The sequence below is a fragment of the Telluria sp. ZT3P26 genome, assembly GCF_059686035.1.
In genome coordinates this window covers 213,642-227,683 of the sequence record NZ_JCASII010000006.1, presented here as the reverse complement: position 1 = coordinate 227,683, position 14,042 = coordinate 213,642, and the positions used below count along the sequence as shown (strand labels likewise).

General features: G+C 65.4%; 10 protein-coding genes. 3 read left to right on the top strand and 7 right to left on the bottom strand.

The features are described 5' to 3' along the window. The first annotated feature begins 341 nt into the window (after positions 1-341). The gene (locus AC56LN_RS19790; RefSeq protein ID WP_499574334.1) at positions 342-845 is read left to right on the top strand and encodes a host attachment protein; all 504 of its coding nucleotides are present in this window, start codon (positions 342-344) and stop codon (positions 843-845) included. 63 nt (positions 846-908) lie between these two features. Here the strand turns inward: AC56LN_RS19790 and AC56LN_RS19785 are convergent, their stop codons facing one another. From AC56LN_RS19785 to AC56LN_RS19770, 4 genes are all read right to left on the bottom strand, one after another. Next, complete coding sequence (locus tag AC56LN_RS19785) at positions 909-4,232, bottom strand: DEAD/DEAH box helicase (RefSeq protein WP_499574333.1); 3,324 nt, start codon at positions 4,230-4,232, stop codon at positions 909-911. A 58-nt stretch (positions 4,233-4,290) separates the two neighbouring features. Further along, entirely contained in the window at positions 4,291-4,713 is a 423-nt protein-coding gene (locus AC56LN_RS19780; protein ID WP_499574332.1) for a YgiW/YdeI family stress tolerance OB fold protein, read from the bottom strand. Positions 4,714-4,788: 75 nt separating this feature from the next. Next, positions 4,789-6,147 (bottom strand): ATP-binding protein, encoded by a 1,359-nt coding sequence (locus AC56LN_RS19775; RefSeq protein ID WP_499574331.1) that lies wholly within the window; start codon positions 6,145-6,147, stop codon positions 4,789-4,791. Between the two features lies 1 nt (position 6,148). Next, complete coding sequence (locus AC56LN_RS19770; protein WP_499574330.1) at positions 6,149-6,814, bottom strand: response regulator; 666 nt, start codon at positions 6,812-6,814, stop codon at positions 6,149-6,151. Between the two features lie 155 nt (positions 6,815-6,969). Here AC56LN_RS19770 and AC56LN_RS19765 point away from each other — a divergent pair, with 155 nt between their 5' ends. Beyond that, complete coding sequence (locus AC56LN_RS19765) at positions 6,970-7,362, top strand: hypothetical protein (RefSeq protein WP_499574329.1); 393 nt, start codon at positions 6,970-6,972, stop codon at positions 7,360-7,362. Between the two features lie 21 nt (positions 7,363-7,383). On the opposite strand, the gene AC56LN_RS19760 is transcribed toward AC56LN_RS19765, so the two are convergent. From AC56LN_RS19760 to AC56LN_RS19750, 3 genes are all read right to left on the bottom strand, one after another. Further along, positions 7,384-7,593 (bottom strand): hypervirulence associated TUDOR domain-containing protein, encoded by a 210-nt coding sequence (locus AC56LN_RS19760; protein WP_499574328.1) that lies wholly within the window; start codon positions 7,591-7,593, stop codon positions 7,384-7,386. A 56-nt stretch (positions 7,594-7,649) separates the two neighbouring features. Further along, complete coding sequence (locus AC56LN_RS19755) at positions 7,650-8,789, bottom strand: glutathione-independent formaldehyde dehydrogenase (RefSeq protein ID WP_482897187.1); 1,140 nt, start codon at positions 8,787-8,789, stop codon at positions 7,650-7,652. A 240-nt stretch (positions 8,790-9,029) separates the two neighbouring features. Beyond that, positions 9,030-10,547 (bottom strand): BCCT family transporter, encoded by a 1,518-nt coding sequence (locus tag AC56LN_RS19750; protein WP_499574327.1) that lies wholly within the window; start codon positions 10,545-10,547, stop codon positions 9,030-9,032. Positions 10,548-10,751: 204 nt separating this feature from the next. Here AC56LN_RS19750 and AC56LN_RS19745 point away from each other — a divergent pair, with 204 nt between their 5' ends. Then, positions 10,752-13,967 (top strand): DUF4214 domain-containing protein, encoded by a 3,216-nt coding sequence (locus tag AC56LN_RS19745; protein WP_499574326.1) that lies wholly within the window; start codon positions 10,752-10,754, stop codon positions 13,965-13,967. The last annotated feature ends 75 nt before the right edge of the window (positions 13,968-14,042 follow it).

Below are 14,042 nucleotides of genomic sequence, written 5' to 3'. Positions count from 1 at the left end.
TACCCATGATAGTGTTCCTTCCGTGTTTGCAGTGTCGATGGGTCCATCTTGCGCCCCATGGCGTTCCCGTTCAGTACGCTACTACACGTCCACCGGCAATTTGATCCATTTGGTATCCCGCCATTTCACCAGGCGCGCACGGCAGGAACGCGGTGCGACGTGGATTTTTTGACAGGGCTATACTTAAATCATCACTTGTCGCCAGGCAGGGAACGCGGGCCGATGCCGTGCATCGTTCGTGTCCGCCACTGCCGGCGATGGCCTTCATGCGCATCGCGCCAGCCGGGGCCCAGGCTTCGCAGCGCCCGATGCGCCCACTCACCATTCAATCAGGGGACTCTATGCCTACAACCTGGATCATCGCGGCCAATGCCGGTCGTGCACGTATTTTTGCCGATGCCAAATCTGCCAAGTCGCTGCAAGAAGTGGAAGACATGGTCAATCCTGCTGCGCAGCAACGCGTGAGCGACATCGTGACCGACCGCCTGAGCCCGCGCTCGGCCGGCAATAGCGGCCACAATATCGGCGGCGGCCAGGGCGGCGGCTTCGAGCACGCGGCGCAGGCAGGCGCGCCGGGCAGCGATTACCAGCCAGCCGTTACGCCAGCCGAACACGAAGCGCAGAAGTTCGCCAAGGACGTTGCCGCGTACCTGTTGCAGGGGCAGCAGAAAGGCCAGTACCAGCACCTGATCGTATCGGCGTCGCCCGAGTTCCTGGGCTTGCTGCGCACCGCAATCGATCCGCAGGTCAAGGCGCTGATCACGCATGAGCTCAACAAGGATTACACACACTCGAGCGGCCATGAACTGCGCGGCCAGCTCGCGGCGCATCTCGAAAAAGCCTAAGGTCGACAGACCGCAAGGTCGCACGAACCCCGACAGGCCCGCCATTCCGGCGGGCCTGTTGCGTTATGGCCGTGCGTGGTCGACCGGCGAGAAGATCTCGCGCAGGTCGTCGGCCCCGATGGCCGGCGCCAGTTCGGTGTCCCCTGCCAGCAGGGCGTTGGCCAGATCGCCCTTGCGGCGCTGCATTTCCTGGATCTTTTCTTCCAGCGTGCCGCGCGCGATCAGCTTGTAGACGAAGACCGGCTGCGTCTGGCCAATGCGCCAGGCGCGGTCGGTGGCCTGGTTTTCACTGGCCGGATTCCACCATGGATCGTAATGAATGACGGTATCGGCCGCCGTGAGATTGAGGCCCACGCCGCCCGCCTTCAGGCTGATCAGGAATACGCCCACCTGCCCCGCCTGGAACGCAGCGACCGGCGCGGCGCGATCGACCGTGCTGCCCGTGAGTTCGACATAGGCGATGCTGCGCGCGTTCAGTTCATCGGCGATCAGCGCCAGCATGCTCGTGAACTGCGAAAACACCAGCACCTTGCGCCCTTCGCTGATCAGGGTGTCGAGCAATTCCATCAGCGCCTCGAGCTTAGCCGAACCGCCCGCCGCGCCCGTCCTGAGCAGGCGCGGATCGCAGCATACCTGGCGCAGCTTGAGCAGTGCCTCGAGAATCACGATGTGGCTGCGCGCCAGGCCCTTGCGGTCGATCTCGTCGCGCACCTTGCGGTCCATCGCCACGCGCACCGTTTCGTACAGGTCGCGCTGGACGCCGCCGAGCTCGACCGGCAGGATGATCTCGGTCTTGGGCGGCAGTTCGGTCGCCACCTTGTCCTTGGTCCGGCGCAGCATGAACGGTTTCAGGCGCCGCACCAGCAGGTCCTTGCGCCCGCTGTCGCCGCCCTGCTCGATCGGCTTGCGAAACACGGTGTTGAAGCCCCGCTCGTCGCCCAGCAGGCCCGGCATCAGGAAATGGAACTGCGACCACAGTTCGCCCAGGTGGTTCTGCACCGGCGTGCCGGTCAGGCACAGGCGATGGCGCGCATCGAGCAGGCGCGCCGTCTGCGCCGCCTTGCTGCGGCTGTTCTTGATGTACTGCGCTTCATCAAGGATCAACAGGTGATAGCGGTGGCCGCGCAGCGCCACTTCGTCGCGCCCGAGCAGCGCGTAGGTGGTCAGGACCACGTCGACGTCGCCGATGCCATCGAACAGCGCCGTGCGCTCCTTGCCGTGCAATAGCAGCACGCGCAGGCCAGGCGTGAAGCGGGCCGCCTCAGCCTGCCAGTTGGGCATCAGGCTCGTGGGTGCCACGACCAGTGCCGGGCGATCGAGCCGCCCTGCTTCTTTCTCGACCAGGATATGGGCCAGCGCCTGGATCGTCTTGCCCAGGCCCATGTCGTCGGCAAGGATGCCGCCGAACTCGTACTCGCGCAGGAACTGCAGCCAGTCCAGGCCGCTGCGCTGGTAGGGCCGCAGGTCGGCCTGCAGCCCGGCGGGCAACGCGACCGGGCGGATGCCGTCGAAATCGCTGAGCTTGCGGCCCAGTGCGCGCAGGCGCTCGCCGCCCATCCAGCGCAGGTGCGCGGCGCGTTCCAGTTCAGCCAGGCGCGCCGCATCCATCACCGGCAAGCGCACCCGGCTGCCCATGCGCTCACTGAAATACAGCTCGCCCAGCGTGTCCAGGATCGGCTTGATGCGGCCCCAGGTCACGGCCACGCGCGTTTCGTCGTCGAGCTCGATGACCAGGTCGCCATCGTCGGGGCGCGTGGCCAGGGCCACCGGATCGAACTCCTGCGGCGCGGCCCGGATCATCTTGAGCAGCAAGGGCAGCAGCGCGTGCCGCTGGCCGTTCACGACGATGCCCAGTTCGAGCGCGAACCAGGCTTGCCCGCCCTCGCCTTCCTCGTCGAGTTCGGCGTACCAGTCATCGACCTCGGCCAGGTGGTAGCGATAATCGGCTTCGATCTCGACCTGCCAGCCGGCCGCCTCCAGGCGCGGCAGCGCATCGCGCACGAAGCCGACCCAGGCCGCCTCGTCGGCAAGCTGCAAGGCGCCGGGCAGATCCAGCAGTGGCGAGTCGGGTGGCGGTTCGGCAAACCCGAACCCGGTCAGCAGCGCCCGCGCCGCCGCCTCGAGCTGGGCATTGCGCACGATGAGCTGGACCTTCGTGTTCTCGACGCGGCGCAGCACCGGCCCGTCGTCAGGCTCCGCGATCCAGCCGTCGTAGTCGAACATCAAGGTGGCATGGTCGTGCCAGCGGTAGTCGCCGCGCTGCCTGGCCAGCATGCTGTCGAGTACCAGCAGGGGCTTCGGCGCCACATCGCTGCGCTCTCGCGTTTCCAGCACCTGCGGCAACGGGAACACGCCATCCAGACCAAGCTCGGCCATGCGGGTCGCGACGCTGGCGCGGTGCTCCGGCCACAGCAGCGGCGCCTGCTCCACCGCGCCGAGCAGCATCTCCAGCGGCAAGGGCGACAGCAAGGCCGGCAGCGTCAGCTCCCCGATCAGGTCGCCATCGATATAGCAGGCTGGTTCGGTTGGCAGTACCTCATGGGGAATCTGCCGCTCGCGCGCGCTGCCACCGGCAAATTGCCAGCTCAGCTGAAGCGCCTCGGGATCGTCGTCCAGGGGATGCCAGTCGATCACGGCCGCGCGCTTCGGACCGGCCAGCAGCGGCGCGACCCGGCCGCGCGCCAGATCCTCTGGCGTGTGGGCGCGCAGCAGCCGGCCCTGCGCGACGAGCTGGGCCAGCAGGCGTGCGCCCAGCGCGCCTTGCGGCCGCGCGACGCCCAGGCCGCCCGAGGCCGCCGCCAGGCCGGCAAACTGCCGCAGCAGTTCGACATCCCCGGTGGCGATCCAGGCCGGCGGGTCGCGCAGCAGGCCGTGGTGGTTGACGTCGCCGGACGTGGCGCCGATGCCGCTGCGCTTGCCCTGGCGGCCCTTGCGCAGGTGCAGCCGCGAGGCGCCGCCGGGCATGTCCGGCACCAGGACCCAGGCCAGGATGGTCACTGGGCCCGTGCCCGAGAGGGCCGGTTGCGAGACCTGGCGCAGCTGTGAGAGCTGCATGAGCCAGTGCTGCGCGACGGCGTTGGCGGCGCCTGGCGCCTGCCGCGCTTCGCGTTCGCGGCACTCGATGTCCTTGATCAGGACCGCCACCACATGCTTGCAGTTGTAGCCCACCGGGCAGGTGCAACGACCGTCGAAGTTGATCTCTTCGCGGCGCGTGAATACGCGGATGGTCTGGTGGTAGATCGCCCCGCCGCTGCCGGCCACTTCGCCGACCAGACGATCGGCCTGCCACTGCGCGACCAGGACATGGCCATCGTCGGCGTAGTCGTGGCCACGCTGCAGGGCGCCGGGGTCGAAGTTGTGCGTCAGGTCGGCGTAATCGTAATGCATGGGCAAATCGGGCAATCATGGCGGCGAAGCCACCATTATCGCCCGAACACGTCAGTTCTTACTGCGCGACGACCTTGATCTGCTCGACGTCCACGGTAGAGTCGCCGAACATTTCCTTGTCGAACTCGCCGGTGAGTTCCACCAGCGTGTTGTGATCGACCGTCACGCCGGCCGGAAAGCGGTCGGCATCGATCTCGACCATGATCTTGCCGCTGGCGTCGGTGAACTCGTAGTTCTCGTCGCCCTTGTGGCTGGTGAGCTTGCCCTTGAGGCGCACGTACTGGTCATCCTTGCCATTGGCCAGCAAGTCCTTGGCGGTCATCAACGGTGCGCCCGACGGGCCGGCATAGCCCGATGTTGCGGCCTTGGTGACCGGGGCGGTGGTCGGGGTTGCAGTCTGGGTTGCAGCGGTCTGGGCGACAGCAGCGGCCGAACCGGTGATCAACAGGGCGATGCAGGCGATGTGCGAAATACGTTTCATGGTCAGTCCTCGGTAGTTGGTGGGTCGTTGCCTGCACAGCGTTGGCAGGCACAGACGCATTACACCGGCGCGACATTAAACCGATCTTAAGGGCGCATCGAAGTCGAGCGTGACACCAAGACCGCGCCCGTCCAGGCCTGCGCCGAAGGCCAGCGCGATGCCGTGCAGATCAGCGATGCGCCTGACGATCGACAGCCCGAGCCCACTGCCCGGCTGGCCCTGGCCCAGCACGCGGAAGAAGCGCTCGCTCAGGCGCGCGCGGCTGGCTTCGTCGACGCCCGGACCGTTGTCGCGCACGGCAATGCGGTCGAATCCGCCGTGCCGGTGCGCATCGATCGCAATGCGGCTGCCGTCGGGGCAATAGCGCAGCGCGTTGTCGAGCAGGTTGCGCAGCACGATCTCGAGCATCTGCGGGTCGGCCTCCACGTGTTCGAGCTCGCAGTGCACGGCGATGCGGATGCCGCGCGCCGCCGCTTCCTGCGCATGCGCGCCCACGAGGCGCTCAAACAGGGCCGGCAGAGGCACCGGCTGGCGCACCAGTTGTTCGCGCGCCAGCGGGTCCAGGCGTGCCAGCGTCAGGAGACTGTCGACCAGCCCGGTCGTGCGCGCGATATCGTGACGCAGCTTCTGGAACGGCGCGGCCAGTTCGGGATGCTGGCGCTGCAGCAGCTGCACATGCATGTGCAGGCCCGCCAGCGGCGTGCGCAGCTCGTGCGCAGCGTCGGCCGTGAAGCGGCGCTCGGCCTGCAGCGCTGCTTCCAGGCGCCCCAGCACGCCATTGAGTGCCTGCACGATCGGCAGCACTTCGCGCGCCTGGCCGGCAGTGGCGACCTGCGTCAGGTCGTGCGGCGTCTTGGCCGCGATGCTTGCCGCCGTCTGGCGCAGGGGTTTCAACACGCGCCCGGTGAGCACCCAGCACACGAGCGCCAGCAGCAGCAGGAAGCCCAGCACCGGCAGCCACAGCGATTCGGCCAGCTCTTCCAGGATATCGAAGCGCTTGCTCTGCTGCTGGCCGACCTGGACCTCGACGCTGCGCGCCGCATCGCGCACGACGAACACGCGCCAGGGCTGGCCGTTGTTGCGCACGTCGGCAAAGCCGTCCTGCTCGTCGAAATCCGTCACGAACGGCTGGGCGGGCGCGCCGCCGGTACGCTGGATCACGCGCCCGTCCGCCACGATCTGGTACTGCATGTCGACCTTGCGGCCGGGCCGGCTCTCGAGCCCGGGCCGCAGCAACAGCCCGCGCTCGTTCCAGTCGGTGGTGGCGGCCATGATCATGTGGCCCGATTCCTCGAGCGCGTCATCGAACACGTCATTGGTTTCCTGCCAGGCGATCACGGTGACGATGCCCAGGCTGGCCAGCCACAGCACGGTATTGGCGGCCACGATGGCGATCAAGAGGCGCCGGCGCAGCGACCATGGTTGCACCTGCACCTCATTCACCATCGTTCTTCATCCGGTAGCCCAGGCCGCGCACGGTGACGATGCTGTCGCTGCCGAACTTCTTGCGCAGGTTGTGCACATACACCTCGATCGCATTGCTTTCGACTTCGTCGCCCCAGCCGTACAGCGTTTCTTCGATCTGGGCGCGGGTGACGATGCTGTTCTTGCGCAGCAGCAGCGCATACAGCACGTTGTACTCGCGCGCCGTCAGCGCGACGGGCACGCCGCGCAGGCTGGCCGCCTTGGTGTCCAGGTTCAGCGCGATCTCGCCATGCACCAGGTCGTTGCTCACCTGGTTCGCGCCACGGCGCACGGCCGCGCGGATGCGGGCCGACATTTCCTCGAGCTCGAACGGCTTGACCAGGTAATCGTCGGCGCCCAGGTCCAGGCCCTCGACGCGATCGGCCAGCGCATTGAAGGCCGTGATCAGGATGACCGCCACGCCGTTGCCGGCGGCGCGCAACTGGCCCAGCAAGGCGTCGCCAGTTAAACCCGGCAAGCCCCGGTCGAGCAGCACGCAATCATAGTGATGGGTCATCAGGGCCGTCTGCGCCGAGTCGCCGCGCTGGACCCAGTCGACGGCGTGGCCATCGAGGCGCAACCAGGCCTGGATGGTGTCGCCAAGGGAGAGGTCGTCTTCGACAAGCAGAATGCGCATGGGATCGGATGAATGAATGGTGAAATGTTCTCTTGCCATGCTGGCGCGGCAAGATGAACCGAATCTTAAGGCATGGTTGGCATCGATGAGAATGCGTGAGTTTTCAACAATCTCGATGCCGTAGACTGGCAATTTTCCAAGATCGAATTCAAGCCATGCCATTCCGACTTGCATCCACCCAATTTACCGCATCCGCAGCGTCGTTGATGGCCTGCCTCGGCATGCTGGCAACCGGCCCGGTGCTGGCTGCCGACGCGAATTTCTGTACCTCGATGTGCGAATCGGCGCAGCGCGAATGCCGCGTCGACGCCAGCTCGGGGGGCAAGGAACGCTTCGTGCCACCGCCTGAAACTGCCGCCCGCAACCCGCTGGCGCGAACGGCCGAGGGCGCAGTGCCCGGACAAGGCGCCCGGGCGTTGCAGGCAGCCGGCGACACGCATCGCCGGCTCGACCGCACTGGCGCCTGTGACAAGTCATACCAGCAGTGCAAGCGCAGCTGCGTCGTCCAGACCGGGACGACACAGCATACCGCGCCGGCGCAGCGCTGATCCTCGGACCAGCACGGGCAACTACGCTTTCTTCAGCGCCGACGCCTTGTGCGCCGCCTCCGCCCCGGTCTTGTCGCTGACCACCAGGTATTCCGGATGTTCCTTGGACGCCGCGACATGGTGACTCTTGATGTCGGTCGGCGCCGTCAACTTTTTCTTGACCTTGCCGGTGACCGTGCCCTGGGATGACGCCCATTCCACCTTGTCACCGGCCTTGAACGTCGTCGTCATGGCCCGCTCCTCTCAGATATGCGATGGACCGGGACAATCCCGGCCCATGTTGAAACTTACTGACCCGGCTTGAGAATCACCTTGGTCCAGCCATCAGCACGCTCATCGAACTTCTTGTACGCGTGCGGCGCTTCGTCCAGCGACAGCTCGTGCGAGATGATCTGCGATGGCTTGGCGCGGCCAGCGTGGATCAGCTTGGCGAGGCTGCGGTTGTAGGCCTTGACGTTGGCCTGGCCGTTGCCGATGCGCTGGCCCTTGAACCACAATTTGCCGTAGTCAAACGCCAGCTTGCCTTCCTTGGCCAGCTCGTCCTTCGCACCCGGATCTTCCGGCAGGAACACGCCCACCACGCCGATGCCGCCGGTTGGCTTGACTGCTTCGACCAGATTGTTCATCGTCAGGTTCGGCACTTCCTTGCCGTGCTTGTCGCAGCACTGGTAGCCCACGCACTCGCAACCGCAGTCGGCACCCTGGCCGTCCGTCAGTTCCTTGATCTGCTCGGCGCCATCGCCTTCGATGTCATTGATGCCGATCGCGCCCATCTTCTCGGCCAGCGCCAGGCGGTCCTTGTTCGGGTCGACAACGAACACGCGGCTCGCGCCCTTGAGGAAAGCCGACATCGCCGCCATCAGGCCCACGGGACCGGCGCCATAAATGGCCACCGAGTCGCCCGGTTTCATCTGCGCCAGTTCGGTTGCGTGGTAGCCGGTCGGGAAAATATCCGACAGCATCACGTAATCGTTTTCCTTCTCTTGCGCATCCTTTGGCAGCACGAGGCAATTGAAGTCGCCGTACGGCACGCGCAGCAGCTCGGCCTGGCCGCCGCTGTACGGCCCCATGCCGGCAAAACCGTAGGCCGCGCCCGCATTGCCCGGGTTGCAGGTCAGGCAAAAACCGGTCAGGCCGCGCTCGCAGCTTTCGCAAAAGCCGCAACCGATATTGAATGGGAGGCACACCATGTCGCCGACCTTGACGCGGTCGACGGCCTTGCCGACGGCGATGACTTCACCCATGTTCTCGTGACCGAGGATGCGGCCCGTTTCCATGCTGGTACGGCCTTCGTACATGTGCAGGTCGGAGCCGCAGATGTTGGTCGTGGTGATGCGCACCAGCACATCGGTCGGCTTCTCGATCGTGGCATCCGGCACGTTCTTGATCTGGACGTCACATGGTCCGTTGTAGACAAGTGCTTTCATTGGGTTCCCTTCGTGAGGCGTTCGGTGAATAAAACACCTACTTTGGGAGTCGCACGATTGATGCTCTGTTCGCCAGGTCACAAACCGGGCGGCAGCGGCGCATGCGCCTACGTGACATTGTCCATCAGCACGCCAAGTCGATAACGAAAGGAAATTCGACTGCTCGCTGGAGCATCAGCACATGAAAAAACGGCCAGCCCACAAGTGAGGCTGGCCGTTCGTGTCGTACGAGATTGACGCTTACTTCTCGACGATCTGGCGCACGCGGCGACGCAGTTCGCGTTCCTGCTTTTCGTGCGCGGTCCAGTCTTCAAGCACCCCGCGCCAGAGCGAGACCAGCATCAGGATGATGACCAGCGAGAACGGCACGGCAAACACGATGGTCGCGGTCTGCAGCGCCTTCAGTCCCCCTGCCAGCAACAGGCTGATCGCAATACCGGCGATCAGGCCGCCCCACAGCAGCTTGCTGCGTGTCGACGGATTCGGATTGCCGCCGCTGCTCATCATGCTCAGCACCAGCACGGCCGAATCGCCCGATGTGACAAAGAACACCACCACCAGCAGCGTGGCCACGCCCGACATGAGCGTGCCAAATGGCATGGCATCGAACATCGCGAACAGCGCGGTGGCTGTATCGGCGCGCACGGCATCGGCAATCGGGATCTGCTGCCAGATCTGCATGTGCAGCGCGGTGCCGCCAAAGATCGAGAACCAGATGAACGCGGCCAGTGTCGGCGCCAGCATCGTGCCCAGGATGAATTCACGGATCGTGCGGCCACGCGACACGCGGGCGATGAACAGGCCCACGAATGGCGACCATGAAATCCACCAGGCCCAGTAGAAGATGGTCCAGCTGCCGACCCAGGTGCTGTCGCGGAACGGCGTTGCGCGCAAGCTCATGCGGACGAATTCGGTGACGTAGTTGCCCAGGGTACTGGTCAGCGTATCGATGATCGCCACGGTCGGGCCGAGGATGAACACGGCCAGCGCCAGCAGCGCGGCCACGGTCATGTTGGCGTTCGAGAGTATCTTCACGCCGCGCGCGACGCCGGTAACGGCCGAGCCCAGGAACATGACGGTGGCCAGCACGATGATGCCGATCTGCGACGCTTCGCTCACCTGCAGGCCGAACACGGTATTCAGACCGTTGTTGATCTGGAGCGCACCCACACCAAGCGAGGCCGCCACGCCGAAGGCGGTTGCCACCACGGCCAGGCCGTTGAAGAACCCGCCCATGTGCTTGACGATCGGCCATGGCAGCGCGTCCGTCACGGTGCTGACGAGGGCGACACCGCCGCGCCGGTACTGGAAGAAGGCAATGGCCAGCGCCACGGCGCTGTACACGGCCCACGGGTGAATACCCCAGTGGAAGAAGGTGTAGCGCATGGCGGCGCCCGCCGCTTCCGGCGTGTTCGACACGGTGCCGGGTGGCGCTTCGATGTAGTGCGAGATCGGCTCGGCCACGCCGAAGAACACGAGGCCGATGCCCATGCCGGCGGCAAACAGCATCGAAAACCAGCTGCCGAGCGCGAATTCCGGCTCGTCGTCTTCGCCGCCGAGTTTCAGGTTGCCGTAACGACTGAAGGCCAGGAAGGCAACGAACACCACCATGCCGAGGACGACCCAGAGGTAGAACCACCCGAAATTGCGGGTGACGGTAGCAAGTGCGGTCTCGAACAGCGGACCCATGGTGTCGGGCGAAATGACGCCCCACAGAACAATGGCGAGGATAAAGCCCGCCGATAATGCTGTCTGCATAGTTTCTCCAGAGACAGAACGCGCGGGGCGTTGTGATAGTTAAATGACCACGCAATTGTAAGTGATTTGTAAATTTGCTGCGGCGCAGCAACTGTATGGCGTGCGCGATGTGTATGCAAAACGCATCAGACCGTCAATTATCTGGACAGGGATGTGCAGTTCCGCAATAGTCACGGCCATTACGATATTCACTGGATTTTTCGCATGATCAATGCCCTGCTTCAAAGCACCGGTCCCGGCCCCGTCCCCGTCAACCTGACCGGTACCGAACAGAATGACACCATCCATGGCAGCGACCAGCGCGACAATATCGATGGCGGTCAGGGGAATGACACGATCTACGGTTACGGTGGCAATGACGACCTGCGGGGCGGCGGCGGAGACGACCACATCGAAGGCGGCGACGGGGATGACCGGATCGAAGACAGCCTCGGCGCCAACCACTTCTTCGGCGGCAACGGTGACGATATCTTGACCGGTTCCAGCGGCAGCACCTACGCTGGCGGCGCCGGCAACGACTATATCCAGATCAGCTGGTTCACGAACGGCGTGGCAACCGTCGCCGATGGCGGCGCCGGCGACGACACCATTGCAATCGATGTCGCGGGCGTCATGGTGGGCACCGGCAACCTGGCCGGTGGTGCAGGCAGCGATCGCTTCGTCCTGAGCCAGTTTGGTCCGCTTGATTTCTCGCAGGAGATCGTGATCACCGACTTCACGGCGGGCGCGGGCGGCGACCAGATCGACATCCGCCGGATGTTCAACGTCGAACCGGTCGGCAATCCCTTCGACACAGGCATCCTGCGACTGGCCGCGTCCGGCGCCGACACCCTGCTGCAAAAACAGAGCACGGGCGATCCTGGGCTCTATCTCACGTTGGTCACGCTGCGGGGTGTCACGCCCGGGCAGATCGGCGCAGCCAATTTCGTCGATGGCTTCGATCCGCGCGGTGGCAGTACCGGCATGCTCCTGACCGGTACTGCCGGTAACGACACGCTCAACGGCACGGTACTCGACGACCAGCTGCTTGGATTGGGCGGCAACGACGTACTGTTCGGCGGCGCCGGCAACGACATGCTCGACGGTGGCGACGGCGATGACATGCTGCGCGACGGTGCCGGTGACAACGTCCTGCGCGGCGGCGCAGGCAAGGACCGGATCGAGAGCTACTCGGAAGGCACCAACCTGCTCGAGGGGGGCATCGGCAACGATTATCTGTCCGGTGGCAACGGCGCCGACACCATGCTGGCAGGCGCCGGCGACGACTATCTGCACCTGCACGGAACCGGTGCGCAGGGCCGCACCATCACCGTCGACGGCGGAGAAGGCAACGACACCCTGGTGTTCGACGAGACACGCAACGCCGTGGCGATCCGTGCCAGCGGCGGGGCCGGCGCCGACCTGTTCGACGTCCTGGCAACCGGTACGAACCTGATCATCACCGACTTTGGCGGCGCCGACCGCATTGACCTGAGCCGTGGTCTTCCGTATGGCCTGACGGACAATCCCTTCGGCGCTGCCGGTTACCTGAGCGCACGCCAGGAAGGCGCGGACGTTGCGTTGTACATCGATCTTGACGGTGTCGCGGGCAGCACGCATGCGTCCGAGCTGGCGGCCGTCCTGGCCAATGTCTCGCTGGCATCGCTCGGCAGCACGCAGTTCGTCAACGGCTACCACCCCAATGGCAGCAGCCAGGGCAGCGTGCAGACCGGCACCGCTGAAAATGATGTGCTGGTGGGCGACACACAGGACGATACGATCGATGGCGGCGATGGCGACGACCAGCTCGACGGGCGCGCCGGCAACGACACCCTGCGTGGTGGCGCGGGCAACGACACGCTGGACGGCAACGTTGGCAATGACCTGCTGCAGGGCGGCGCAGGCAACGACCAGCTGTCCGGCGGCGACGGGGACGATACCCTCGAGGGTGGCGATGGCAACGACGACCTCAGGGACGCGCAGGGCGCGAACATCCTGCGCGGCGGCGCCGGCGACGACCGGCTGCGTGACGATGGCGTCTGGGTGAGCGGCGCCGGATCGCTGCTCGATGGCGGCGCCGGCGACGACAGGATCGACGTCGGCGGCAGCGCGGTCAGAAAGATCATCGGCGGCGCCGGCAACGATGAGATCACGCTGAGTTACGGCAGCGAACCGGCCGGCGTGCCGGGCCTGCAGATCGATGGCGGCGAGGGCGACGATACGATGAGGTTCCAGTACCTGGACACGTCGCGCCGGATCGACGTCACGGGTGGCGACGGCAGCGACCATTACAGGTTCAACGAATTCAACGATCCGGGCGCAGTGATCACGGTCCGTGATTTCCAGACCGGCGCCGGCGGCGATGTGCTGGACGTTTTTTCCTTCTTTTACTACCGCGCCGACAATCCCTTCGGCACGGGCGGCGGCGCGCGCATGGTCCAGGATGGGAGCCGCGTGCTGCTCCAGATCGATGCGGACGGCGCTGCCGGTCCGAAGACGTTTGCCACCCGGGTCGTGCTCGAGAACACCACGGTCAGTGCGTTCACATCCGACAACTTCCATGAGGGCAGCCATCCGGACGGCTCGTCGCGCGGCCAGACGGTCGTTGGCAGCCTGCTCGACGATCGCCTCTTCGGTGGCCGACTCGACGATCTCCTGCGCGGCCTGACCGGCAACGACACCATCGACGGCGGTGCTGGCAACGACGTGCTCGAGGGTGGCGACGGCAACGATTTCCTGCACGGCGGTGAAGGCAACGATGAATTGCGCGGCGGCGGCGGTAACGACGTCCTGGACGGCAACCAGGGCAACAACCGGTTGTATGGCGATGACGGCAACGACGTGTTCATTGGCGGGGCCGGCGACGACCTGCTGCATGGCGGCGCCGGGATCGACACCGCCCGTTACGCGGCCGGGCGCGACAACTACACGATTGCCGGCTCGACCGCGACCGGCACCTGGACCATCCATGAACGGGTAGCAGGCCTGAACGACCACCGCGACCAGCTCGAGTCCATCGAACGTCTGCAGTTTACCAACCGCACGCTGGCCCTGGACCTGGACGGCGCAGCCGGCCAGGCATACCGTATCTACCGCGCCGCGTTTGACCGCGCGCCCGACGAGATTGGCCTGGGTTACTGGATCGCAGCGCTTGATCGCGGCGCATCGCTCGGCGCCGTCGCCGGCGGGTTTGCCGATTCGCGGGAGTTCCGTGACATGTACGGCGCGGCGCCGAGCAATGCCGCCGTGGTCACCCTGCTCTACCGCAATGTGCTGGACCGTGCGCCGGACGACAGTGGCTTCGCCTTCTGGCTCGACGTCCTCGACTCGGGCCGCGACAACGTGGCGGGCGTGTTGGCCTCGTTCAGCGAAAGCGGTGAAAACGTCGCGGCAGTGGCGGACCTGATCGGCCAGGGCATCGCTTACCAGCCCTGGGACTGATGAGACGCGGTGAGACGCGGACTGTATTTTCCAGGCTACACATAGTTCGCCACGGCAGCGGGTTTGGTCGCATAA